Raw genomic sequence first — 25,155 nt, forward strand, 5'->3', positions numbered from 1 at the left:
ACGGACCGGAGATCGGGGTGTGGCGCGGGTAACACAGTACCCAATATCACGAACAGGTCTAGCCGTCTCTCCGAAACGGCCGCCCGATGTTCATTCGGCGCGGCACGGCGCGCCTCACGCCACTACGTCGACCGGCGTGCCGGTGGGAAGTTTCGCGAAGAGCTTCAGCGCGGCGTCCGGGACGCGGATGCATCCGTGCGACACCTTTCCCTCTCTGCCCTGTTTCGTCGGCCAGCCGTGGACCGCCACCGTGCCGGGACCTCCGCCATACGAGTCGAGGGTGTCCGAGTGCGAACCGAGCGCGTAGATGACCGGCGAGAAGGTCTGGTTGGGGTCGACGAACCCACTGAGCAGGAAGGTCTCGCCCGCCGGCGTCGGCGTCGTGTCCTTGCCCTGGCCGATGTCCCAGGTGCCGCGAGACCTGCCGTCATACGTGACGGTGATGGTGCCCTTCGACAGCTTGACCCGGACGGCCCACTTGGTCTGGGCCCGGTCGCGGCCGGCCTCGGGGATCCAGGCCGTCGCGCCGTTGGGTCGCGCCGGCAACCGCACCTGCGCCCAGCCGCGCTTCGTGCGCAGCACCGGCAGCCACGTCGTGCTGCCGATCTGCGACTTGGGTATGACGGTGATCGGGTCCTTCCCAGGCTCGGCGAAACCCGGCATGGCCTTGTCGACGCGTATGGCGTTCCCGCCGCTCGCGCTCTTCAGATCGATCGGAGCCTTGGCGACCTTGCCGTCGGTGTCGGCCACCGGCAGCTTGTCCAGGACGGACTGCGGCACGTCCGGCACCGGGATGTCGGGGACGCTCGACGTCGGAGCTTGCGACGCCGATGTCGTCGCAGCGGTCGGAGGCTTGTCGTCGCCACCGCCGAAGATCTTCACGCCGACGAACACCACGAGGGCCACGACCACGAAGCCGGCCACGACTCCTGCCACCGACGTCCCCACCTGACGCATGGGGTTGCCCCCGCCGACGCGGTGCCTACCTGGTTCGGTCACAACGAATGCTTTCTGTTCAGCAGCGGAGCGGTGGGACGCCGCCGAGGGCGACGCCGTTCCGCATTCTGCACAGGCTCCCGCCGATTTGCCGAATCATCGGCCGAAGTCGACCGAAGTGCCCGGTCGACCCGGCCCGATCCGACGCATTGTCCAAATACTGATCGATTGGTCAGTAATTCGGCCGGAAGGCTCCCCCGGCCGCCCACGCGGTGGCAGGCTGTCCGCATGGAGGCGATGAGTCACGTGCGGACGATGTGGCGGGATGACCGCGCGTCGGCCGCCCAGGAGATCGAGTTGTTGGACGTCGGCCTGTATGACGACGGGCGCGGCCACGCACGCACCCGCATGCAGTTGCGCGAGCACCAGGTCAACGGGCACGACATCGCGCACGGCGGCCACATCTTCCTGCTGGCCGACTCGACGTTCGCCCTCGCGTGCAACGCGAGCGGCCACACCACGGTGGCCTCGGGCGGAGACATCTCGTTCGTGACGGCCGGGCGACTCGGGGACGTACTGATCGCCGAGGCGAGCGAGCGGGTCACCTATGGGCGGTCCGGCATCACCGACGTGACCGTCCGCCGCGAGTCCGACGGTGAAGTAGTTGCAGAGTTTCGGGGCAGGTCGAGGAGGATTGGCTGATGGCCGGAGCAGAGTTGGACGCCGCTGAGAAGTGGTCGGTGGACGAGTTGCGGGCGCACCAGCTGGCGCGCCTGCAGGAGACGGTCGCGGCGGCATACAAGAACGTGCCGCACTACCGGAACGCCTTGGACACCAGCGGTGTTCATCCGAATGACATCAAGGACCTCGCCGATGTGCGGCTGCTGCCCTTCACCGGCAAGGCCGACCTGCGGGACAACTATCCCTTCGGGATGTTCGCGGTCCCGCGCTCGCAGGTCGTGCGCATCCACGCCTCGAGCGGCACCACCGGCATGCCGACCGTCGTCGGCTACACACAGGCCGACATCGACACCTGGGCCGACCTGGTCGCACGTTCCCTGCGCGCGGCGGGCGTGCGACCGGGCGACATCTGCCAGGTCTCCTACGGTTACGGACTCTTCACCGGCGGCCTCGGCGCGCACTACGGCGCCGAGCGCCTGGGCTGCACGGTCGTCCCGATGTCCGGCGGGCAGACCGCCAAGCAGGTGCAACTGCTACGCGATTTCGGCGCACGAGCGATCATGGTCACGCCGTCATACTTCTTGTCGATCCTCGACGAGATGACCACGCAGGGCATCGACCCGCGCGAATTGCCCTTGCAGGTAGGTGTTTTCGGTGCCGAGCCATGGACCGACGCGATGCGCGCGGAGATCGAGGAGCGGGCCGGCATCGACGCCGTCGACATCTATGGGCTCTCCGAGGTGATGGGCCCCGGCGTCGCGATGGAGTGCGTCGAGACCAAGGACGGGCCGACGATCTGGGAGGACCACTTCCTGCCCGAGATCATCGACCCGGTCACCGGTGACCCGGTGGCGGACGGCGAGGAGGGCGAGCTGGTCTTCACCTCGCTTACCAAGCAGGCGATGCCGGTGCTGCGCTACCGCACTCGCGACCTGACACGGCTGCTGCCCGGCACGGCGCGCCCGTCGTTCCGGCGGATGGCCAAGATCACCGGTCGCAGCGACGACCTGATGATCATCCGTGGAGTCAACGTCTTCCCGACCCAGATCGAGGAGCTGGCCCTGGCGTATGACGGGCTGTCGCCATACTTCCAGTGTGTGCTGAGCCGGCCGGGGCGCCTCGATGAGATGACCGTGAATGTCGAAGCAGCAGAAGGCTTCTCCAGTGACCTGTGGGCGCAGGTCGAGACCGACCTGGCGCGTGACATCAAGGACCGCATCGGCACCACCGCCAAGGTGACTGTCCTGCCGGTCGGTGGCATCGAGCGCTCCGTCGGCAAGGCGCGCCGGATCGTCGACAACCGCCCCAAGTAGGCCGTCGGCGGTTCGGGCCCTCGCCGCTACTCGAACCACGCGGGCGACAGGCGAGATGGACTGAGCCGAGCGACAAGTGGGCGCCCGCGAGACGACGACCAGCTCGGTCGGAGCGCCGAGCGAGCTCGCGAGCCGTCGCTCCGCCCGAGGTGCGAGGAGTCGAAGCAATTCAGTTCAGCGGGCGGATGCGTTCGAGCTGGTCGAGGAAGTGGTCGACGGCGGCGGCGTCATACCCGCCACGGCCGGTGCGGGCCATGTGGAACTGCGCCGACTGGATGTTGGGCAGTGGCTCACCGTTGCCCATGGCGCGCAACACGTTGTCGAGGAAGTCGTCCACTTGGTCGACTTCATAGGCGGACCCGAATCTCGTCGTGGTGAAAGCGATTTCACGCACCCAAACCTGCTGCTCCCGGCTCCACTTCAGCCTGCTGCGATCGTCCGACTGCTGGTCGGCAGTGTCGACGTCATACACCTCGTGCTGGATGTTGAGTTGCCGTTGCCACTCAGCGATGTTGTCGAAGAGCGCTGTCACCGACTCGGGCGTGTAGCCCTCCTTGAAGCGGGCCCGGCGCAGCCCGACGGTGCCGATCGCGGGGACCGGCTGTTGCGCTCGCATCAGCGACACGACGCGGTCCAGCTGGCGTTGGACGTCGGCCATGACGTATCCGCCCCGAGGCTGAGTGGTCAGCGTCGGTTTCTCCACTCGCGAAATATGATCGGCTGTCCACAGGGTCCTCACCACGGGCTGCATCCTTGCACCGTAACCTGAGTTCCCATGCGCGTACTCGTCTCCGGCGGTGCCGGTTACATCGGCTCCCACACAGTCCTTGCCCTGCTCGAGCACGGGCACGACGTCGTCATAGTCGACGACTTCGCCAACAGCAAGCCGACCGTGCTCGGCCGACTCGAGACGTTGTCCGGCAAGACCATCCCGCTGCACGCCTTCGACCTGACCGACGCCGACAAGACCGAGCACCTCTTCGCCTCCGAGAAGTTCGACGCCGTCATCCATTTCGCCGGATTCAAGGCGGTCGGTGAGAGCGTCGAGAAGCCGCTGGACTACTACCGCAACAACCTCGACAGCACGTTCTCACTCCTGCGCGCGATGACCCGGCACGGCGTCGACAAGCTGGTCTTCTCCTCCTCGGCGACGGTGTATGGCGACACGGCCCCCGTGCCCTATCACGAGGATTACGAGCCGCTTTCGGCCTCTTCGCCATACGGCCGGACGAAGGTGATGATCGAGCGGGTGCTGACCGACGTCGCCACGATCACCGACGGCTTCCGGGTGGCCCTGCTGCGCTATTTCAACCCGGTCGGCGCTCACCCGTCAGGCATGATCGGCGAGGACCCGCAGGGGATCCCCAACAACCTGATGCCGTTCATCGCACAGGTGGCGGTGGGTCGCCGCGACAAGCTGCGCGTCTTCGGCGACGACTACCCGACCAAGGACGGCACTGGCGAGCGGGACTACATCCACGTGATGGACCTGGCCGCCGGGCACGTCGCAGCCCTCGAGCACCTACCGACGATGGACGAGCCGGTGCGGGCGTTCAATCTCGGCACAGGAGAAGGCACTTCGGTGCTGGAGCTGCTGCACGCGTTCGAGCGGGCGGTCGGACATGAGTTGCCCTACGAAGTGGTCGAGCGGCGCGCCGGGGACCTGCCAGCCTACTGGGCCGACCCGACCCGCGCGCAGCAGGAACTCGGCTGGCAGGCGACCCACACGATCGACGACATGTGCGCCGACACCTGGCGTTGGCAGTCGGAGAACCCGAACGGCTTCCCCGAGGGCTGACGCGGGACGAGCACCGTCGTACCGGCGCCCCCGAGTGGCTAGGGCGTCAGTGGTGGGCGAAGTGCTGGTGCGTCTGCAGATACTGCTCACACTGGGTGTGCGTGCCGGGCCCGAAGGCCACGCGCCAGTCCTGCGGCATCCGGTTGGTGCACGACCAGATGATGAGTCGGCCAACGCGACCTTCCACGACGAAATACAGCCTTGTATCCGGGTCTTCGGACATGGTCCCTCCCAGTCACTCCAACCCCCGAGCGTCATGCTCGTGGTTCCAGTGTGACGCACGCGACCGGTGAAGCGCTCCATATTTCACGACGCGGGGACGGTCGGAACCGACCCGCACCTTCGCCACGTCCACCAGGACAACATCGATCAACGCCAGAACCACCAAGGAGTTCAGCCATGCGCCGTCGCCTGCCGCGCCTCGTCACCGTGAGTGCCCTGGCCGTCCTGGTCGCCGCGAGCGGGGAGGCGCTGGCCACCGCACCGGCCCATGCGGCCGCCGAGTCCGGCAGCCTGTCGCCCACGCACGCGAACCTCGACAAGTACACGTCCCAACACCTCACCTGGAGCGCCGCGCTGTGCCCGAAGGAGGTCCGCGACCTCGGCAAGGCTGCGGAGCGGTCCGAGTGTGCGCAGGTCACGGCGCCGAAGGACTACTCCCACCCCGACAAGGGCGACCTCAAGCTGATGGTCACCCGCACCAAGCCCGAGCAGTCGGGCAAGTCCGACCGGGTCGTCTTCACCAACCCCGGTGGACCCGGTGGTCCGGCCGCCCGCTTCTCGGCCATCGTCGCCGCCATGTCTCCGCTCGGCCGCACCGAGACCGTGGTCGGCGTCGACCCGCGCGGCACCGGTGAGAGCACCCCGGTCAGCTGTGACCCGCCGAAGTCCAAGGTCCGCGACAATCACCACCTGACCGACGCGAACGTCAAGGCGCTGCAGACCGCGGTGAAGGCCTCCGTCGACAAGTGTGTCGCACAACACGGCGACTACCTGCCCTACATCAACACCGACAACACGGCCCGCGATCACGACCTCGTGCGCCAGCTGCTTGGCGTGAAAAAGGTTGACTACTACGGTGTTTCAGCCGGCACCTGGCTGGGCGCGCATTATGCGACGCTCTTCCCGGAGCACGTCGGGCGCTTCGTCCTGGACAGCAACACCGCCTTCACCAAGAACTTCCAGGCCAGCTTCGGCTACCAGCCGATGGGCTTCCAACGCCGCTTCTCCGAGCAGTTCGAGCCGTGGGCCGCCCGCCACGACGACACCTATGGCATCGGCTCCACCACCGCCGAGGTCGAGGCGACCCACACGCGGGTCCGCAAGGCCGCCGCCGAGGGCAAGCTCGGCTTCTTCTCGGCGAACGTCGTCGACAACGTGCTGGCCCAGCAGATGTATTCGGACAAGGGCCTGGTGACGGCGGCGAAGTTCCTCGGCTTCCTGGACGAAGCCCGTGAGGGCGACAAGATCGCTCTCTACCAGGCGTTCTCACTGCTGAGCACTGGGTCCGACAGCTACACCGACAACCGCGAGAGCACCACCTTCATGGCCACCACGTGCAACGACACGTCGTGGAAGAAGGACCCCGACTACTACGTCGGCCGGGCGCGCAGTCTCGGCCCGAAGTACCCGCTTCTCGGTTACGGGCAGGTCGTCAACCAGTGTGCGTACTGGCCCTACAAGGCGACCAACAGCGAGGTCGACCTGTCGAAATTGCCGGAAAAGGCACCGAAGATCCTCATGGTCGACACCACGCTCGACCCGGCGACGCCCTACGAGGGTGCGGTCGCCGCGCACAAGGACTCAGCCAACACCGTGCTGCTCACGGTCAACAACCAGGGCAACCACGGCGCCGTGCTGGGCAGCAAGAACAAGTGCGTCACCGACGCGGCATACGGCTTCCTGATGAATGGCGCACTGATCACGAAGGATTCGGTCTGTCAGGGTGTGCCGCTGCCCGGCGATGACAAGGTCTACCCGACCGGCAAGCAGGTCTCCGGGCCGAAGCCGAGCCTGGACGACTCGAAGAAGCCGGCCGAGAAGCACGAGTCGGACAGCGTCGGCGACACCCTGCTGAAGATCCTGGAGAAGCTGATCGGCGACATCTTCGGCGGTCCGCACGCTTAGGACTGCTCCGCGCGCTCGATCGACACCCTCTCGCCGACAGGACAGCGGACGACCGAAAGGACAGCGGATTCGGGTGATGTGGACCCCGAATCCGCTGTCCTCTCGGTAGTTGCCTGTCCTGTCGGCGAAGGGGTTGGCTACATCTGGTCGGGGGCCTGAATGCCGAGCAGGTCGAGGCCCTTGACCAGGACCTTGCGAGTGAGCGCACACAGCGCGAGCCGGCTGTCGCGGATCGCGGGGTCCTCGGCCTTGAGCACCGGGCAGTGCTCGTAGAACGCCGTGAACGTCGAGGCCAGCTCATAGAGGTATGCCGCCAGTCGGTGCGGCTCGAGCGACTCGCCCACGTCCGCGACGACCGGTCCGAAGTCCGACAACCGCAACGCCAGAGCACGCTCGTCCGGCTCACTCAGCACGATCGGCCCGTCGAATGCGACGGCATCCGCGCGCGACAGGATCGACCGGATCCGGGCGGTTGCGTATTGCAGGTAAGGGCCGGTGTTGCCCTGCAACGCCAGCATCCGGTCCAGATCGAAGGTGTAGCCGGAGTCGTGCGACACCGACAGGTCGGCGTACTTGATCGAGCCGATGCCGACCTGGTGCGCGATCGTGGCCCGCTCCTCGTCGGACAGGTCCGGACGAGACTCGGCGACGACCTGGGCAGCGCGCTCCAGCGCCGAATCCACCAGGAACTGCAACGCGATCAAGTCGCCCGACCGGGTGCGCAGGATCTTGCCGTCGGTGCCGACGACATTGCCGATCTGCACGTGGATCGGCTCGGTGCCCTTGACCCACCCGGCCTTGTCTGCGGCGGACCAGACCATCCGGAAGTGCAGGTTCTGCGGGGCGCCCACGACATACAGCGCGCGGTCGGCGTGCAGGTCAAGCGAGCGATGCCGAATGGTCGCCAGATCCGTTGTGGCATAGCCGTATCCGCCGTCGGACTTGCGGATGATCAGCGGCACCGGCTTGTCGTCGCGGCCGATGAACTCGTCCTGGAAGATGCACAGCGCACCGGCGCTGACCACGGCGATCCCCTGGGCCTCCAACGTGTCGCAGACCTCGGCCAGCTCGTCGTTGTATGACGACTCCCCGCGGATGTCGTCGTCGGTGAGCAGCACGCCGAGCTCGGTGTAGACCTTGTTGAGGTAGACCTTCGACAGGTCCATGATCTCCGACCACAGCCGCAGGCTGTCCGGGTCACCGCTCTGCAACGTCGCCACCCGCTGACGCGCCCGCACCGCGAAATCCCCCGCCGAGCCTGCCGGCTCGGCCTTGTCACTGGAGTCGAACTTGGCACGGGCCGCCCGGTAGAAGGCGTTCGGGTCGGACTCCAGTAGCTTCGCCTCGTCGCTGCCCTCGCCGACCTCCAGCAGGTGCTCGATCAGCATGCCGAAGGCGGTGCCCCAGTCACCGAGGTGGTTCTGCCGGATGACGTCGTGACCGAGCGCCTCCAGGGTCCGCACCAGCGAGTCACCGACCACCGCGCTGCGCAGGTGCGCGACGTGCATCTCCTTGGCGGCGTTGACCGATGAGTAGTCGACGACGACGGTCTCGTGCTCCGGTGTCGGTATGCCGAGCCGGTCGTCCGCCAACTGGTGGGTGGCAGCTGCCGCCAACCAGTCGGTGCGCAGGGTCAGGTTGAGGAATCCGGGACCAGCGATCTCGACGGAGGCGATCAGGCCGTCGTCGGCACCGATCTGATCGGCGATCGCCTGGGCGATCTCCCGTGGCGGCTTGCCGACCCGCTTGGCCAGCGCCATCGCGGCGTTGGCCTGGAAGTCCGCGTCGGTCTGACGCTTGTTGGCCGGACGGATCACCGGATCCACCTCTCGCCACTGCGGTCCGAAGGCCTCGGCGAGGGCCTGCTGGACGCGTGTTGTCAGAGCAAGGGTCGGATCGGTCATGCCGCCAAGATTAAGCCGTGCAGCCGGGACCGGACGAATCGCTATCAGCGCCGTGCGGGACGGTACGGCACCCCTATTACCCTGGGACGATGCGGCCCGTCACACGCATCAGCATCTGTGCACTCACCATCGCGCTCAGTCCCGCGGTGGTCGCGTGCGGATCCGGCGATGCCGTCACCGTGACCAACCCGTCCTCGAACGTGTCCGGTCCCTCCGCAGCGAGCGTGGACACCAACGCACCCGTCCCGGACGCGAAGAAGCTCGCCGACGACGCCCGTTCGGCATACCGCTCGGCGAAGTCGGCGCACGTCCACGCGACCATCGACGACGGCACCGGCATGCAGACCATCGACATACACGGCACGATGGACGGCACCAATCAGGAGCTGTCGGTCAAGGATCCGGTCGGTGGCGATGCCACGCTGCGCACGGTGGACGACAAGTACTACATCAAGGGCAACCAGGACTTCTGGGAGAACGCCGTCAAGTCCAACAGCACGACCGCGGCCCTGCTGGCCGACAAGTGGGTGCTGGCCCCCGAGAAGTCGACGACGCGCAGCAGCGTCAGCAAACTGACCATTCGCGCGGTGCTGGACGAGATGCTCGGTGACGGCGCGCTGTCCGACAGCGAGCTGGCGGAGATGAAGACCAGCCGGGCATCGGACAACGGCACCGCGCTCTTCGTCGCGACCGACGAGGGCAACAGTGGCGACGTCAACACCTTCAAGGTGCTGGCGGACGGCAGCAACAACGTCGCCGAGGTGTCCGGCAAGTCCGACGACGGCTCCGACGGCACCGCGAAGTTCGACGGCTGGGACACCCAGAAACACGTCGACGTCCCCAAGGGCTACGTCACGTTCCCCGGCCCCACGTCCGGACCCGGTGGCGGCACCGGACCCGGTCGCGACACCTGATCCGCTCGTGCAGATCCGGTAGCCCGCGGTTCGCGGAGTGTTCAATCCGCGTCTGCTCCCGGTGTGTTTGTGATCCCTAGGTTCGGTATGCAACCGACCGAAGAGACGGGGTCATGTCCACACCTCCCGGGATACCATCCGCGATCCGAATTCGCGCTGTCAGCAAGCTTTTCGACGATGTCATCGCCCTCGACGACGTCGACCTCGACGTACCCGCCGGCCAAGTGCACGGCCTGGTCGGCCCCAACGGCGCCGGCAAGACGACGCTGCTCGGCCTGCTCCTCGGCCTGACCGCACCCACCAGCGGTGAAGGTCAGGTCCTGGACCACCAACTGGGTCGCACCCATGCCGTCCCGGCAGGAGTCGCCGGCTTCCTCGACGGCCCGGGCCTCTATCCGACGCTGACCGCCCGAGCGAACCTCACCTCGTCACTCACGTTGAGCGGCGCCGCGAACAACGACGACAGGGTGGATGAGATCCTCGACGCCGTCGGCCTGTCCGAAGTGGCACACGAGCGGGTCCGAGGCTTCTCCCTCGGCATGCGGCAGCGCCTTGGCCTCGCCGCGGCGGCGCTGGCCCAGCCGCGCCTGGTCGTCCTCGACGAGCCGGCGAACGGACTCGACCCGGCCGGCAAGCGCCGCGTGCACGACCTGCTGAACGGGCTTGCCGAGGAAGGCACCACCGTCATCCTGTCCAGCCACCGGATGGACGACGTCGAGGCACTGTGCAGCGAAGTGACGATCCTGACCGCTGGTCGGGTCGGGTTCACCGGGCCGTTGGCCAAGCTGGCAGCCGAGAACGACTCTCTCGACTACCGACTCGTCACCCCCGACCCGATGGGTGCGCGCCGGATCGCGAGCGCGATGCACGGCATACACCTGCGAGACGTCGACCGCACGCCGGGCGACGACCCAGCCGGCGACGACGCGCCCGGCGCCGCCGAGTCACTGCTGCTGGGTGCGACCACCACCGCCGCGCTGGACGAGCTGGTGGCCCGCCTCGTGCGTGACGGCATCGCGGTGCGCGAGCTCACGCCGGTGATGTCACCGCTCGAAGCCGCATTCCTCAAGCTCACCGACGACCAGGAGCACAGCCAATGACCGGGATCTCGATACGCTCCTTCGTCGCTACTCGACCCGCAGCTGGTGTCACCCGATGACCGGGGTCTCGATACGCTCCTTCGTCGCTACTCGACCCGCAGCTGGTGTCACCCGATGACCGGGGTCTCGATACGCTCCTCCGTCGCTACTCGACCACCGTCCGCAACGCGCTCCTCGATCAGCCGCGTATACCGCTTCGAGCTGACGAAGTTGTTGTCGCAGTGGCGGATTCGCGTGGTCCTGCTCGCCTGTTGGATCGCTCCGGCGCTCTTCGTCGCGGGCGTCAGCCAGCAGAGCAGCCTGCCGGTCGACACTCTCTTCGGCCGCTGGATGCACGACACCGGGTGGGCGGGCGCACTGGTGACGCTCGGCTTCTCCGGCACCTGGGCGCTGCCGTTGCTGACCTCGATCGTCGCCGGTGACATCTTCACCTCGGAGGACCGGCTCGGCACCTGGCGGCACCTGCTGGTCGTCGTGCGGTCACCTCGCCGCATCTTCGCGGCCAAGGCGCTGTGCAGCCTGACCGTCCTGTTCACGATGGTCGCCGGCCTGGCGATCTCGAGCTCGCTCGCCGGCATCCTGGTGGTCGGCAACAACCCACTGATCGGGCTGGACGGCCACACCCTGTCCGCCGGCGACGCAGCCGTTCGTGTCCTGCTCGCCTGGGCGTGCGTGCTTGCTCCGACGCTGGCTCTCGCCGGGCTCGGCCTGCTCGGCTCGGTGCTCTTCGGTCGCTCGCCGATGGGGCTGCTGCTGCCCGCAGTCGTCGCGTTCGCGATGCAGCTCGCCCTGCTGCTGCCGTTGCCGGTCGCCGTGCGACTGGCGCTCCCGGGCTCGGCGTTCCTGTCCTGGAACGGCCTGTTCACCGACCCCGCCCAGCTCGGGCCCATCCTCACCGGCGTCGGCGTGAGCCTGGTCTGGGCGGTCGTCGCGACGGCCCTGGCGTATGCCGCCTTCGCGCGCCGGGACTTCAGCGGCACCGGACACGACACGGCCGGGCGACGGGCCCTCACGGTCGGTCTGGCACCGATCGCGGCGCTCCTCGTGGTGGGGGTCGCGGCGGTGGCGCCATACAGCTCGATCAGCGACGGCGGGATCACCCAGGCCAAGGTGAATCGTTCTGTCTCAACGGCTTTCGCGCACCTCTACCGCCTGCAGACGACCCAGCTGCACCGCCCGGCAGTGACCGAGCAACAACTGCGCGTCACCTCCGCGTGCAACCGCGGCGGCGGCAAGCTGACCCCCGAGGGCGCCGGCAACGACTGGCGTTGCGTCGTCAGCTGGCGCCTGCCCGGCTCGACCGCCGTCGGCCAGGCCATCTACCAGCTCGACCTGCACCCGGACGGCCGCTACATGGCCGACGGCGACGGCCCGAAGCAGGTCAACGGCTACTTCCTCGTGCGCACCGACGACGGTGACACCCCGAACCCCCTCTGGCAGTTCGACGCCAACGTCGACCTGCTGTCCACCTCCTCCTGAAAGGCACCTCCATGCAGGTAACCCGTCAGCGTCGCGCGCCCAAGGCGCGACTCCTCAGCCGCCGAAAATTCCGCATCGCCATCGCCGGGGCCGCAGTCCTGACGGTCGCGACCGGTGGGCTCGCGTCCGCCGCGCCGTCGAGTCTGTTCGGCGACCACCAGGTCGGTTCGACATACGAGAACGGCCAGCTGGTCTCCGACAACCAGTACCTCAAGCCGATCGGTGACCGCCTCCTGACCGAGGACGGCAAGTACATGGGCTCCACGGTCAGCCCGGACGGCCGCTTCGTCGCCGCGAGCAGCACGGACAAGTCGGTCTCGCTGCAGATCGTCGACCTGTCGACATACAAGGTCGTCTGGACCGTCGGTAAGGCCAAGACCGTCGACCAGAAACTGTCCGACGTCAGCGTCGGCCAGGAAGGGCCGGTCTGGTCCCCGGACGGCAAGTTCCTCTGGCTGTCGCAGAAGGACGCCGTCACCCGCTTCCCGGTCAACGCGAACGGCAGCCTCGGCACGGCGAAGTCCTTCGCGTTGCCGAAGGTCAAGGACCATTCGGCACTGCCCGGCAAGCCCGCCTACTCGGCCGACGGCAAGACGCTCTACGTCCCGCTCAACGGCCAGAACACCGTGGTCGCCATGGACCCCGAGACCGGCGCTGTCGCCACGACCTGGAACGTCGGCATCGCGCCGCGCCAGATCACGCTGGTCGGCTCGCGCCTCTACGTCAGCAATGAGGGCGGCCGGCACGCGACCGCAGGCGACGAGACGATGACGTCATACGGCACGGACGTTCCGGCCGACGGTTACAAGGGCACCTCCACCACCGGCACCGTGAGCGTCATCGACACCACCGCGCCCGCGGCAACGCCCGGCACGATCGATGTCGGACTGCACCCCACCGACCTCTACCTCTCGGGTTCCACGCTGTATGTCGCCAACACGGGCAGCGACACCGTGTCGGTCGTCGACACGACCAAGAACAAGATTGTGCAGACGATCAACACCCAACCCTGGGCGACCTCATCGGTGGGCTACGCCCCGACGGGTATGACGAAGGTCGGCGACAAGCTGCTCGTCACTCTCGGCCGTGCGAACGCCGTCGCGGTCTACGGCCTGGCCAAGGACCCCAAGGAGCCGGCGCGCTACATCGGCCTGCTGCCGACCGACTACTACCCGGCTGCGATCGCGAACGTCGACGGCAAGATCGTGGTGACCAACACCCGCGGTGTCGACGCCCGCGGACCCGAGCTCACCTTCAACAAGGGCGCCGGCACGACTCCGGCCACCGGGCACGGCACGCACAGCACGACCGGGTCGTTCACCCGCTTCACGCTGCCGAGCGACAAGCAGATCAAGAAGTACACGAAGACGGTCTTCACCCAGAACGACTGGAACAAGAACAACGCCAAGAGCGGCGGCAAGGGCCACGCCAAGGCGGTGCCGGTCCCCAAACGGGTCGGTGACAGGTCGACCATCAAGCACGTCTTCCTGCTGGTCAAGGAGAACCGCACCTACGACCAGCTGTATGGCGACATGAGCCAGGGCAACGGCGACCCGACCCTGACGCAGTTCGGCAAGAACGTCACCCCCAACCAGCACGCCCTCGCCACGCAGTTCGGCCTCTACGACAACGTCTACGACATCGGCACCAACTCGGCCGAGGGTCACAACTGGATGATGCAGGGCGACAACCCGGAGTACACCGAGTCCAGCGCCGGAGAGTACGAGCGCAGTTACGACACCGAGGAGGACGTCCTCGGCCACCAGCGTTCCGGGTTCCTGTGGACCGCGGTCCAGGACGCCGGCAAGAAGGCCCGCAACTTCGGCGAGTTCGAGTATGGCGAGGGCAAACCCGCGAATTCGACGTGGCAGCAGTACTACTGCGCCGCGACGTCGGTGCAGCAGGGTGGCGACCCGGGTCAGCTGACCACGCCGGAGCTCAAGGGCAACTACGGCTCGGTGATCCCGTCGCTCAACGCGATCACCAACCCCTTGTCCCCGCCCTTCGACACCAGCATCCCGGACATCTACCGCTACCAGATCTGGAAGCAGGAGTTCCAGAGCAAGGGCCCGGCCAACTTCAACATGATGTGGCTGTCCAGCGACCACACCGGCGGCCCGGCCGACCCGCGGGCGCAGGTCGCCGACAACGACCTGGCGGTCGGCCGGATCGTCGACACCATCTCGCACAGCAAGTACTGGAAGGACTCGGCGATCTTCGTCGTCGAGGACGACAGCCAGAACGGCGCTGACCACGTCGACGGTCACCGCGCTCCGGTGCAGGTCATCAGCCCCTGGGCGAAGCACGGTCAGGTGGTGCACACCTACTACTCGCAGCTGAACATGGTCCGCACCATCGAGCAGATCCTCGGTGCGCAGCCGTTGAACCAGAAGCTCGCCGCCGCGACGCCGATGTTCGACGCGTTCCAGTCCAAGCCGGACACCACGCCATACAACGCCGTGCGCAACCAGGTGCCGCTCACCGAGGGTGTCGAGACGCCGCCCGAGTGCGGTCTGGACACACTCGGCACGAAGGGCGCCGAGGCGAAGAAGGTGAACGCCGCCGCTGCCGCGCGGACCACGGTGCCAACCTCGAAGAAGGGCATCGCCAAGGTGTGGGCGAAGTGGAGCGAGAACCAGCACTTCACCGGTTCGCGCGCCCGGCCCGACTACGCAGCACCCGAACAGATGAACCGTTGGATCTGGTACCAGGACCACAACTGGTCCAAGCCGTACCCGGGTGACAGCAAGATCTACACGCCCAAGACGGTGCCCGGCGGTGCGATCCCGTCCGCCGCGGACGACGAGTGACGATCGGTTCACCGCTGATGAGAGGACCCCGCCGGACGCACCGGCGGGGTCCTTTCAGCACGTGGGCGGTGCGTGAATCCCTACCTACCGTCACGTAGTTTGGAGCCATGCGTACCGTCACACGAATCTCCCAGCTGACCGTCGCCGCGGCGCTCGGCCTGTCCCTCGCCGCCTGCGGCTCCAGCTCCAGCTCCGGCAGCAACACCTCCGCCGGCAAGGCCACCAGCGGTGCCGCAACTCCGGCCACGAGCGGTTCGGCGACCGGTGGGTCGTCGGCTCCGACGTCGGCCGCCACTTCCGAGCAGTCCTCTGCCACCGGCGGCTCCGACCAGGCGGGCGTCCCCGACGCCAAGACCCTGGTGCACGAGGCCCGGGCGGCATACAACTCGGCGCAGAACGCCAAGCTGCACGCCGACATGGCCGACGAGGGCAAGAAGGAGGTCGTCGACATCCAGGGCGACGTGGACGGCTCCAACCAGGACCTCACCATCGCCACCGAGGACGAGGGCACGGCGACCGTGCGGACCGTCGACCCCAAGAACTACATCAAGGGCAACAAGATCTTCTGGACCAAGGGCAGTGGTGCCCCGGAGGCCACTGCCGCGCTGCTCGCCGACAAGTGGGTGTCCGCGCCGGCCTCGACCGCCAAGAGCCTGACGTCGTTGAACATCAAGGGGATCCTCGACTCGGTCATGGGACCGGCCGCCGTCACCGACAGCAAGCTGGCGACCGCGAAGACCTCGAAGTCGACGATGGACGGCAAGGACATCTACGTCATCACGACGTCCAAGGGCAACACCATCAAGATCAGCGCGGACAAGAAGTACGTGCTCGAGCTCAACAGCGCCAAAGGCAAGATGACCGTGACCGGCTGGAACGAGCAGCCCAAGACCCAGGCGCCCGCCAACCCGATCACGGTGCCGTCCTCGGTCAACAAGTGACCGCACCGCGGCGCTGAAGGACGAGCACCCGAAGCACGAAGCGACCCGGTGAGCATCACGCTCACCGGGTCGCTTCCTTGTTCGTATGGCGCCGTACGGCGCCGTCGGATCAGGCGTCAGGCCTTCGCGAGCGCCTCGTCGTCCTCGACCGGCGCGGCCGCGAGCTGCTTGGCCAGCCCCTCACCCTCGACGTCGACACGGGGCAGGATCTTGTCCAGCCACTTCGGTAGCCACCAGGCCTTGTCACCCAGCAGGTACATGACGGCCGGGATCAGCATCATCCGCACCACGAAGGCGTCGAAGAAGACCGCCGCCGCGAGCGCGAAGCCCATCGACTGGATGAGGCTGTTGCTCTGCAACATGAACGCGGCGAAGACCGAGATCATGATGGTCGCGGCAGCCGCCACCACGCGGGCACCGTGCCGGAACCCGTCGACGATCGACTCGCGGGCGTCGGCGCCGTGCACGTAGGCCTCGCGCATTCGGGTGACCAGGAAGACCTGATAGTCCATCGCCAGCCCGAAGACGATCCCGATCAGGATGATCGGCATGAAGCTGACGATCGGCTGCCCCTCGACGATGCCGAAGAGGCCGTCCTGGAAGACCGCCACCGTCGCACCGAGCGTCGCCAGCACCGAGAGCAGGAAGCCCAGGGTCGCGGTGAGCGGCACGAGGATCGACCGGAAGACCACCATGAGGAGCAGGAACGCCAGACCGATGACCACCGCGAGGTACTTCGGCAGTGCGTTGGTCAGCTGGGTCGACACATCCGTCTGCACGGCGGTCGTGCCGGTGACGCCGACCTCGGTGCCGGTCTTGGCCTCGATGGCCGACTGACCGCTGCGGAGGGTGTCCAGCAGGTCGAGCGTCGACTGGTCGTCGGCGCCGCTCTTGGGCGTGATCAGGATCTGCGCCCCGGACTTGTCCTTGTTGACGCCGATGATCTGCGCGTTGACGACGTCCTGCTGGCTGCCGGCCCAGCCCATGACCTGGCCGTAGGCCGCCATCCGCTGCTGCTGACCGTCGATCTTGCTGCCGTCCACGACCGTCAGCAGCGGGGCCTGTCGCCCGGCGCCGAAGGCCTCGGTCACCATGTCGGCGGCCTTGCGCTGCGTCGTGGAGGACGCCGCGGTCGAGTCGCTCGGGAGTGCCAGGTGCAGGCTCTTCATCGGCACTGCGAGACCACCGAGCACGACGACGACCAGCGCGACGATGATCGCCGGCTTCTTGCCGAGCAGCTTGGCCCAGCGAACACCGTTGTTGGTGGTCTTGCCGTCGTCGGCGATCTTGTCGTGCCGCTTGCGCAGCTGGGCGCCGAACGCCTTGGACTTGAGCATGCCGAGCACGGCCGGCAGCAGGGTGAGGGCGACGCAGACCGCGAAGAACACCGAGCCGGCAGCGGCCAGACCCATCGAGGTCAGGAACGGTATGCCGACGACCGACAGCGCGCACAGTGCGATCAGCACCGTCAGGCCCGCGAAAACGACTGCGCTGCCTGCCTTTCCGACCGCTAGGCCGGCGGCGTGCGCCCGATCGTCGGTGTTCTGCAGCTCGTTTCGATAGCGCGCCAGGATGAACAGCGTGTAGTCGATGCCGACCGCGAGGCCGATCATCGTGGCCAGGATCGGGGTCGTGGTGCCGATCGTGGTGAACCCGGTCGCGAACTGGATCGCCAGCTCGCCCATCAGCACGCCGACGCCGGCGGAGATGATCGGCATACCGGCGGCCACGAGCGAGCCGAAGGTGATGAAGAGGACGAGCGCCGCAACGATGACGCCGAGCAGCTCACTGCTGCCACCGGTTTCGGGCATCGCCTGCATGCCGGATCCGTTGGCCTCGGCCTGCAGCCCGTCGGCGCGGGCGTGGTCGAGTGCCTTGAGGACGTCGTCCTGGGTGCTCGCCTTGACGTCGGCGACGGTGTCGACCTTGAACTTCCAGTCGATCGTCCCGGTGCGGCCGTCCTTCGACAGGGGTGAGACTGCCTGCGCGTTCTTCTTCGCAGCGGCCTGCTCCTGCGGGCTCTTGCCGGCCTGCGCCAGGATCTGCTGGCGCTGGGCCTTCGCCGCGTCGACCGGGTTGACCGGTTGCGCCTTGGGATCGGAGGGCATCTGCGGGACCTTGCTCAGGTCCGAGATGAGGTCGTTGACCGCGTTCTTGTACTTCGTCTCCTGCAGGGTGTGGCCCTGCGGGGCGGCGACGACGACCGTTGCGGCCGCTTCGTCCTGCACGTCACCGGTGCCGGGGAAGAGCTTCTGCTGCATGGTCTGCGCCTGCAGCGACGGGATGCCGGGAATGCTGAACTTGTCGACCATCGGCTTGCTGACGCCGATGGCCACCGCACCGAAGCCGACGAGCACGATCGCCCACGCGGCGATGAACATCGGCCACCGGCGATAGGCCGTGCGGCCGAGTCGATAGAGAAGGGAAGCCATGAAGATCCTTCGATTCCTGGTTGGTGGAACGCAGTGGGTGGGAGTAGCAGTTGGTGGGCGGACGCTGTCGTCAGCTCAGTAGCCGGCGCACGGTCAACAGGTTGTCGCGGAAGATGTCCGGGACCTCTCGGTCATCGCCGCCGCAGCTGAACTGGTCGATCGAGATCTTGAACGTCATGCCGAGGACACCGAGGAGCAACTGGTGCTCCACGGCCGGCCGCCCGGAGCGCTGGGCCAGCAGCTCGAGGATCCCTTCGCCGAAACCCTCGAACTGACGCTGTGCGCCGATGATGAGCTTCGGGTTGGCCTCCAGGCAACGCTGGGTGATGGACCAGTCGTCCCGGCCCATCGGTGCGCCGCCACTGGCCCGCAGCACACCCAGCGCGAGCGCCGCCACGTCGTCGACGAACTCCCCCGTAGGGCCGCCGGCGAGAAACGTGTCGATGTCGTCCTGGGTCAGCTGCGGGCCACCGCCGAGGGTCGCCTCGAGCTTGCCGTCGTAATAGTTGAAGAGCGTGCGCCGTGAGACGCCCGCACGTTCGGCGAGTTCGTCGAGCGTGAACTCGTCATACCCCTTCTCAGCGGCCAGTTCGCGGGCCGCCCGCGTGATCTCGCGACTCGTGCGCACCCGCTTGGCAGACATCGGCTCCGCGATGCGCAGTCGCGGAGTCCGGTCGGTCGAGGTGGAGTGGAACACGAGACTTATTTTTGCCCTTTAGGTTAGCAAAGTGCAAATTCATGGGGTGTGATGTGCGCCTCACCGCGGACGGCATGGCGGGGGCGCGACGAGAGGGGCGAGCAGACGCCCCGAACGGTCGAATACCCGTCGGTATGACGAAATACCCACGGGTACTTGACCTTTCGGGGCGATCGGACGCGCGTGCCCCGGCGGACGTCAGCGGCGGACGTCAGCGGCCGAAGTGCAACTGCCAGCGCGGGTCGAGCCGTTTCGGCACCGCGATCCCACGCTCGCGCGACGCAACCACGACCCGGTCGAGGAACGGCGCCGGGCGCTGATGGATGTCCGCGGTGACGGCGATGACGAAACGCCATCCGGATGCCTCGAACTTCTCGCGACGCAGCAGATCCCGATCGCGCTGTCGTCGATCGAGGTGGTGGTCGCCGTCGTACTCGATCGCCAGCAGCGCGTCCGGATGTGCTATGTCGAGGCGATGGACTTGGCGGCCGTGCACGTCATACATCGGGTGCTGCAACACCGGCTCGGGCAGTCCGGCGAGCACCATGAGCAACCTGGTGCGCGTCTCCTGCGCGGACTCGGCGCCGACCCGGACCAGCGTCGCGGCGCTTCGCGCAGCGACCACACCTCGACCGTGAGACGCAGCCGTATGGCGCCGGAGCTCCTCCGGCATACCGGGGGCACCGCGGCTGAAGGAGTCGCCGAGGACCACGAGATCGACCAGCCCGAGGACGGCCCCGAGATCCACGAACGTCTGCGGCTTCGTCGTCACCGGAAGTCCGTCGACCATGACGACGTCCGGCCGCTGTGCGTATCGATGCAGTGTCATGCCGGGAGTTCGCACCCGTCGATCGCTGGCCGTGCCGACGTGTATGACGCCCTCGGACGGGACGACACCACCGTGGACCGCTGCGGCGGTCTGGCGGGTGAGAAAGGCATCGTCGGGTGACCTTTGCAACGCCGCCAGCAGGAAGTGGCGTGCTTCGGGCGCCACGGCGCCGTGCAGCCATTGCCCTCGCAACAGACGCGTGTGCTCGCGCCCCAAGCACGAGTCGCTGATCCCGACAGCGCGCAGCTCGGCCCGGGTGCGGGGGACGTCTGCTCGCAGCACTGGCGGGTCGTGCAGCTCCGTTCGCGGGTTCGCCATACCCGAGTCTGACCGCTCGCCGGATGCTCGCGGTGGTTGTCCACAGGCGCGCTGCAGCCGGGTGCCAACCAAGGGAAAGTGCCCCGAGCGGTCGAGTACCCGCCGGTATGTCGCCATACTCGCGGGTATTCGACCGTTCGGGGCGATCACAGCGGGCGACATGGAGCGCCGGATCGCCCGCCGATCAGAAACTCGGCAGTGCGTTCGTTGGACGCGTTGCCTGAGAGCAGGTTGGATGGAGCATGACAGCGGGCACCGGGTAGGGGCCTGAACAACTTGAGGAGGGAACTTATGTCGACGCCCACAGGTGGCTCGTGGAACAACGATCAGCAGGGGCCTGGTGCCCCGCAGGGGGGCCAGGGCTACCAGGGACAGAGTCTGGGTCAGGGTTACGGCCAGCAGCAGGGTCAGCCCGCGTTCGACCAGCAGCAGCCGGACTACGGCCAGCAGCCCCAGCAGCCGGCATACGGCCAGCCGCAGGGACAGCAGCCGCAGCCGGGCTACGGTCAGCCGGGTGAGCAGCCGCAGCAGGCCGACCAGGGTCAGCACGGCGGTTTCGGCGGACACGCCCAGCACGTCGGTCAGCAGTTCGGTTCCGACGCCGGCCAGGTCGTCTCCGGTGCGGGTGAAGGTGTCGGTGACCTCTTCTCCGACCTGCAGTTCAAGAAGTCGCTGACCGAGAAGATCGCCAGCCTGACCTTCCTGGGTGTGATCATCTGGGCGGTCCTGAACTTCATCAGCAAGCTGACCTACAACTTCGGCAGCCAGGACTTCGGCGGCCAGAGTGTCAAGAACATGAGCACCTTCTCCGGGATCATGCACACGATCTCGGACCTGGTGTGGCTGGTCGTGATCGTCGCGATCGTCCGCCTGGCGCTCGAGCTCGCGATCAACGTCGCGCGCATCGCGCAGCGCTCGAAGGACTGAGCGACTCCGCAATACGGCAAACGGCGAACGGCCGGCGTCTCCTTCTCGGAGGCGCCGGCCGTTTGTCGTTCCGTGGGACGGTCAGTCCGTCGCGCCGCCTGCGACGTATGGCGCAAGGACGGCCGCGAGCGCCCGGCCCGCCGGCGTCGGCACACCGGCGTCCGCGCCCATGGCCACCACGCCGCCACCCAGCCAGGGCAGCTCGAGCGGGTTGCCGTGCGTCAGGTCGCGGTGCATCGACGAACTCATCTGCTCCGGCAGGGTGTCGACGAAGGCGAGCTGTTGCTCGACGTAGTCCGCGGGCAACGCGACGCCGCGCGCTTCCGCGACGGCGACCGCCTCGGTCATCACGTCGGCGAGCAGCTGTCGGGTCGGTACGTGTGCCCGGAGGACACCGATCGGCTGCCGCGCCACGGTCGTCACCGACGACAGGCCGACCAGGAACACGAACTTCCGCCAGAGCGCCGACTCGATGTCGTCGCTCAACTCGGCCTCGACACCCGCTTCGTCCAGCGCTCGGTGCATCGCGACGGCTGCCGCGCTGGGCTTGCCGCCGTACGACCCCAGGACGATGCGCGCCAGTGACCCGTTGTGTCGGATGACGCCCGGCGACTCGATGGCGGCCGAGATGTAGCAGACGCCACCGAGGATCTCGGCGTCCGGCAGGTGCGCCCGCAGCACCTCGTCCTTCTGCACACCGTTCTGCAGCGACAGGATCGGCGGCGTGCTGCCGGGCGCCTCGGCGATCCGGCGGGCGATGTTCTCGGTCTCGCCGAGCTTGACCGCGATCAGCACGAGGTCGGCGCCCTGGATCGCGTGTATGTCGTCCGTGGCATCGACCGTGTCGAGGGTGACCGGGCGCTCGTCGCTGGCGACTGTCAGGCCATGCGTGCGCAGAGCCTCGAGTTGCCTTCCCCTCGCGACGAAGAGCACGTCGTTGCCCGCTGCTGCCAGTTGTCCGCCGAAGTATCCGCCGACACCGCCGGCTCCGATCACCGCAATCCGCATGAGAAGGACAACCGTCTGCGCGGTGCCGCCATTCCGTGCGACGCGTGAGATCGTGTACAACAGACTTGAACATTTTCAAACGTTCGAACAATTCGATTCTGCGAGAGGGCCGCGATGGAGCGCACGACGGGACAGCTGGCCGACGGCCGTCAGATCCTTTGGTATGACGCGGACGGCACCCACCGCACCGCGGTGCCCGACCGGCGCGACCTGCCCACGACAGTCACCGGCTCGCAGCTGCGCCGTGACCCGCTGACCGGCGAGTGGATCGCCGTCGCGTCGCATCGGCAGAGCCGGACCTACCTGCCTCCGGCCGACCAATGCCCGCTGTGCCCGTCCCGCGATCACCTCTCGGAGGTGCCGTCCTCCGAGTATCAGGTCGTTGCCTTCGAGAACCGTTTTCCATCATACGAATTGAGCGCCGAGGTTCCGGAGACCAGGACCGAGGGCTTGGAGCAGATCCGCGCCGGCCGCGGCCGGTGCGAGGTCGTGTGCTTCACCAGCGACCACAACTCGTCCTTCGCCGAACTGACCCCGCAGCAGGCGCGGCTGGTTGTCGACACCTGGGCGGACCGGACCACCGATCTGAACGCGATGGACGGGGTCGAGCACGTCTTCCCCTTCGAGAACCGCGGCAAGGAGATCGGCGTCACCCTGCAGCACCCCCACGGGCAGATCTACGCCTATCCCTTCGTCCCGCCGCGCGCGCAGACCGAGCTGGAGCACGCTCAAGCCCATCTCAACGAGCACGGCAGCAGTCTCTTCGGCGACATCATCGACAGCGAATCCGCAGCAGCCACAAGGGTTGTCACCGAGAACGACGAGTGGATCGCCTTCGTGCCGTTCGCCGCGCGCTGGCCGATCGAGGTGCACTTCTATCCCAAGCGGCAGGTGCCGGACATCCCCGCGCTGGACGACGCCGCCCGTGACGGTTTCGTCGAGGTCTACCTCGACGTGCTGCAGCGCTTCGACCGGTTGTATGACGAACCGACGCCGTACATCGCAGCCTGGCAGCAGGCGCCGGTGTCGTCATACCGGGACGTCGCGTGGCTGCACCTGGAGCTCTACTCGATCCGCCGCGGTGAGGGGAAGGTCAAGTTCCTCGCCGGGTCCGAGTCGGGTCAGGGCGCCTTCGTCAACGACGGTCTGCCGGAAGGTATGGCGCAGCGCCTGCGTGAGGTGAACTGATGAATCAACCGCATGACGAGACACGGGTGGTCTCCACGCCCGACCCGATCGATTTCGACGCACTGGCCGCCCGCTTCCGCTCGCTGTATGACGCCGAGCCCGACGGGCTCTGGGCAGCGCCCGGACGGGTCAACATCATCGGCGAACACACCGACTACAACGGCGGATTCGTGCTGCCGATCGCGTTGGCCCAGCACACGGTCGCGGCAGTCCGCCGGCGCGACGACTCCGTGCTCCGGGTCGCGTCGACCTCGATGGACGACGGCGCCGTCGTCACGCTGAATCTCACCGACATCGTCGAAGGTGGCAACTACGGCTGGGCGGCATACGTCGTCGGCGTGGGGTGGGCGGCTGCGCAACGCGGCTTGCCGGTGACCGGTTTGGACATCGCGCTGGACTCGAATGTGCCTGTGGGTGCTGGCCTTTCGTCCTCCGCGGCGTTGTCGTGCGTGACCGCACGGGCGTGGTCCGATCTGCTCGACTGGCGGCTAGACGACGAGACGGTGGCCGACCTGGGCCGTGACGCCGAGAACAAGATCGCGGGTGCCCCGACCGGTCTGATGGATCAGCTCGCGTCGGTGTGCGGCCAGGAGGCGCACGCGATGCAGATCGACACCCGTGCGGTGACGATCGAGCAGCTCCCCTTCGACCTGACCGGCGCCGGGCTCGCGTTGCTGGTCATCGACTCGCGTACCGAGCACTCGCACGCCGACGGCGAATACGCCGAACGTCGCCACTCCTCCCAGGAGGCGGCGCTGCGGCTCGGCGTGCGCGAGTTGCGGGATGTTCCGCTGGAGAGCCTCGCCACCACGCTGGACAAGCTGCCGCCGCTGTTGCGCCGCCGCGCCCGGCACGTGGTGACCGATTCGGCGCGCGTCGAGCAGACCGCGCGGCTGTTGCTCTCCGGGGACGATCTGCGCCGAATCGGCCCACTGCTCAACGACTCTCACGCGTCGATGCGGGACGACTACGAGATCACCGTGCCGAGCATCGACACTCTCCAGGAGGCCGCGGTCGCCGCGGGAGCGCACGGAGCGCGCATGACCGGGGGCGGTTTCGGCGGTTGTGTGATCGCCCTGGTCGATCAGGGCGACGCGGCTGCGGTCGCGGACGCGTGCGTTCGGGCGGCGGAGCAGGCAGGCCACCCGACCCCGGCGATCTTCCAGGCTGTCGCGAGTGGCGGTGCCGACCGCATCCGGTGACGTAAGGTCGGCCGGGTGAGCTATTCAGTCTGCTTCGTCTGCTCGGGGAACATCTGCCGGTCGCCGATGGGCGAGGTGATCCTGCGGGCGATGCTCGACGAAGCCGGACTGGGCGACCAGGTCGTGGTCGACTCGGCCGGCATCGGCGACTGGCACGTCGGTCAGGGTGCGGATCCACGCACGCTGGCCGCGCTCAGCAGGGCCGGTTACGACGGCAACGCGCACCGGGCCCGGCAGCTCGAGGCGTCATACCTCGCCGATCGGGACCTGATCCTGGCGGCCGACCGCGGCCACCTGCACGACCTGCTGGAGCTGGGCGAGGGCACCGAGGTGACTGCGGAGACCCGGCTGGTGCGTGAGTTCGACTCCGACGCGATGGCGGCCGGCAAGCTCGAGCTGGACGACCCTTACTTCGGCAACGCCACCGACTTCGACCGCTGCCGTGACGAGGTCGAGGCAGCCTGCCGCGGTCTCGTCGCCGAGCTGAGGGATGAGCTCTGAACGTGACCCGGCGAAATATCGCTGGAGAGAGCCGGGGTCCCCGCGAAGTA

General features: G+C 67.5%; 21 protein-coding genes. 13 read left to right on the plus strand and 8 right to left on the minus strand.

Features of this window, described 5'->3' with window-relative positions; genetic code table 11:
• Window positions 1-114: 114 nt before the first annotated feature.
• Complete coding sequence (locus tag IEX71_RS10695; RefSeq protein WP_188836988.1) at window positions 115-936, minus strand: L,D-transpeptidase; 822 nt, start codon at window positions 934-936, stop codon at window positions 115-117.
• Window positions 937-1,224: 288 nt separating this feature from the next.
• Here IEX71_RS10695 and paaI point away from each other — a divergent pair, with 288 nt between their 5' ends.
• Window positions 1,225-1,638 (plus strand): hydroxyphenylacetyl-CoA thioesterase PaaI, encoded by a 414-nt coding sequence (gene paaI / locus IEX71_RS10700; RefSeq protein WP_188836989.1) that lies wholly within the window; start codon window positions 1,225-1,227, stop codon window positions 1,636-1,638.
• Window positions 1,638-2,930, plus strand: coding sequence for a phenylacetate--CoA ligase PaaK (paaK, locus tag IEX71_RS10705; RefSeq protein ID WP_188836990.1), 1,293 nt, complete (start codon window positions 1,638-1,640; stop codon window positions 2,928-2,930). The genes paaI and paaK overlap by 1 nt, the downstream gene beginning before the upstream one ends.
• Window positions 2,931-3,099: 169 nt before the next feature.
• Here the strand turns inward: paaK and IEX71_RS10710 are convergent, their stop codons facing one another.
• Complete coding sequence (locus IEX71_RS10710; RefSeq protein WP_188836991.1) at window positions 3,100-3,588, minus strand: DivIVA domain-containing protein; 489 nt, start codon at window positions 3,586-3,588, stop codon at window positions 3,100-3,102.
• Window positions 3,589-3,705: 117 nt separating this feature from the next.
• Between IEX71_RS10710 and galE the strand changes: the two genes are divergently transcribed.
• Entirely contained in the window at window positions 3,706-4,728 is a 1,023-nt protein-coding gene (gene galE / locus IEX71_RS10715; protein ID WP_188836992.1) for a UDP-glucose 4-epimerase GalE, read from the plus strand.
• Between the two features lie 46 nt (window positions 4,729-4,774).
• Here the strand turns inward: galE and IEX71_RS10720 are convergent, their stop codons facing one another.
• Window positions 4,775-4,951: an MbtH family NRPS accessory protein gene (locus IEX71_RS10720; RefSeq protein ID WP_188836993.1), complete on the minus strand. Its 177-nt coding sequence runs from the start codon at window positions 4,949-4,951 to the stop codon at window positions 4,775-4,777.
• A 176-nt stretch (window positions 4,952-5,127) separates the two neighbouring features.
• Between IEX71_RS10720 and IEX71_RS10725 the strand changes: the two genes are divergently transcribed.
• On the plus strand, window positions 5,128-6,855 hold the full coding sequence (locus IEX71_RS10725) for an alpha/beta hydrolase (RefSeq protein ID WP_188836994.1): 1,728 nt from the start codon (window positions 5,128-5,130) through the stop codon (window positions 6,853-6,855).
• Window positions 6,856-6,992: 137 nt separating this feature from the next.
• Here the strand turns inward: IEX71_RS10725 and argS are convergent, their stop codons facing one another.
• On the minus strand, window positions 6,993-8,759 hold the full coding sequence (gene argS, locus IEX71_RS10730; protein ID WP_188836995.1) for an arginine--tRNA ligase: 1,767 nt from the start codon (window positions 8,757-8,759) through the stop codon (window positions 6,993-6,995).
• Between the two features lie 89 nt (window positions 8,760-8,848).
• Between argS and IEX71_RS10735 the strand changes: the two genes are divergently transcribed.
• The 5 genes from IEX71_RS10735 (at window position 8,849) to IEX71_RS10755 (ending at window position 16,003) form a co-directional block, all read left to right on the plus strand.
• The gene (locus IEX71_RS10735; protein ID WP_188836996.1) at window positions 8,849-9,673 is read left to right on the plus strand and encodes a hypothetical protein; all 825 of its coding nucleotides are present in this window, start codon (window positions 8,849-8,851) and stop codon (window positions 9,671-9,673) included.
• Window positions 9,674-9,786: 113 nt separating this feature from the next.
• On the plus strand, window positions 9,787-10,773 hold the full coding sequence (locus tag IEX71_RS10740) for an ABC transporter ATP-binding protein (RefSeq protein ID WP_188836997.1): 987 nt from the start codon (window positions 9,787-9,789) through the stop codon (window positions 10,771-10,773).
• A 114-nt stretch (window positions 10,774-10,887) separates the two neighbouring features.
• Window positions 10,888-12,252: an ABC transporter permease gene (locus IEX71_RS10745; protein WP_188836998.1), complete on the plus strand. Its 1,365-nt coding sequence runs from the start codon at window positions 10,888-10,890 to the stop codon at window positions 12,250-12,252.
• Window positions 12,253-12,263: 11 nt separating this feature from the next.
• Window positions 12,264-15,062 carry a bifunctional YncE family protein/alkaline phosphatase family protein gene (locus IEX71_RS10750; protein ID WP_188836999.1) on the plus strand — a complete coding sequence of 933 codons (2,799 nt, stop codon included), beginning with the start codon at window positions 12,264-12,266 and terminating at the stop codon, window positions 15,060-15,062.
• A gap of 107 nt (window positions 15,063-15,169) precedes the next feature.
• Window positions 15,170-16,003, plus strand: coding sequence for a hypothetical protein (locus IEX71_RS10755; protein WP_188837000.1), 834 nt, complete (start codon window positions 15,170-15,172; stop codon window positions 16,001-16,003).
• 116 nt (window positions 16,004-16,119) lie between these two features.
• Here the strand turns inward: IEX71_RS10755 and IEX71_RS10760 are convergent, their stop codons facing one another.
• From IEX71_RS10760 to IEX71_RS10770, 3 genes are all read right to left on the minus strand, one after another.
• Entirely contained in the window at window positions 16,120-18,435 is a 2,316-nt protein-coding gene (locus IEX71_RS10760) for an MMPL family transporter (RefSeq protein ID WP_188837001.1), read from the minus strand.
• Window positions 18,436-18,505: 70 nt separating this feature from the next.
• Window positions 18,506-19,132, minus strand: a complete 627-nt coding sequence (locus tag IEX71_RS10765) for a TetR/AcrR family transcriptional regulator (protein WP_188837002.1) — start codon at window positions 19,130-19,132, stop codon at window positions 18,506-18,508.
• Between the two features lie 211 nt (window positions 19,133-19,343).
• Window positions 19,344-20,279 (minus strand): putative endonuclease domain-containing protein, encoded by a 936-nt coding sequence (locus tag IEX71_RS10770; RefSeq protein WP_188837003.1) that lies wholly within the window; start codon window positions 20,277-20,279, stop codon window positions 19,344-19,346.
• A gap of 291 nt (window positions 20,280-20,570) precedes the next feature.
• On the opposite strand from IEX71_RS10770, the gene IEX71_RS10775 reads away from it, so the two are divergent.
• Window positions 20,571-21,206 carry a DUF4282 domain-containing protein gene (locus IEX71_RS10775; protein WP_188837004.1) on the plus strand — a complete coding sequence of 212 codons (636 nt, stop codon included), beginning with the start codon at window positions 20,571-20,573 and terminating at the stop codon, window positions 21,204-21,206.
• Between the two features lie 81 nt (window positions 21,207-21,287).
• Here the strand turns inward: IEX71_RS10775 and IEX71_RS10780 are convergent, their stop codons facing one another.
• On the minus strand, window positions 21,288-22,214 hold the full coding sequence (locus IEX71_RS10780; RefSeq protein WP_188837005.1) for a ketopantoate reductase family protein: 927 nt from the start codon (window positions 22,212-22,214) through the stop codon (window positions 21,288-21,290).
• Window positions 22,215-22,328: 114 nt separating this feature from the next.
• Here IEX71_RS10780 and galT point away from each other — a divergent pair, with 114 nt between their 5' ends.
• The 3 genes from galT to IEX71_RS10795 are packed head-to-tail and all read left to right on the plus strand — an operon-like array spanning window position 22,329 to window position 25,105.
• Window positions 22,329-23,402, plus strand: coding sequence for a galactose-1-phosphate uridylyltransferase (galT, locus tag IEX71_RS10785; RefSeq protein ID WP_188837006.1), 1,074 nt, complete (start codon window positions 22,329-22,331; stop codon window positions 23,400-23,402).
• Window positions 23,402-24,604, plus strand: coding sequence for a galactokinase (gene galK, locus IEX71_RS10790; RefSeq protein ID WP_188837007.1), 1,203 nt, complete (start codon window positions 23,402-23,404; stop codon window positions 24,602-24,604). The genes galT and galK overlap by 1 nt, the downstream gene beginning before the upstream one ends.
• 15 nt (window positions 24,605-24,619) lie before the next feature.
• Entirely contained in the window at window positions 24,620-25,105 is a 486-nt protein-coding gene (locus IEX71_RS10795) for a low molecular weight protein-tyrosine-phosphatase (RefSeq protein WP_188837008.1), read from the plus strand.
• Window positions 25,106-25,155 lie beyond the last annotated feature (50 nt).

Origin of the sequence: Flexivirga endophytica, assembly GCF_014640635.1 — a bacterium.
In the GTDB taxonomy this organism is placed as follows: Bacteria; Actinomycetota; Actinomycetes; order Actinomycetales; family Dermatophilaceae; genus Flexivirga; species Flexivirga endophytica.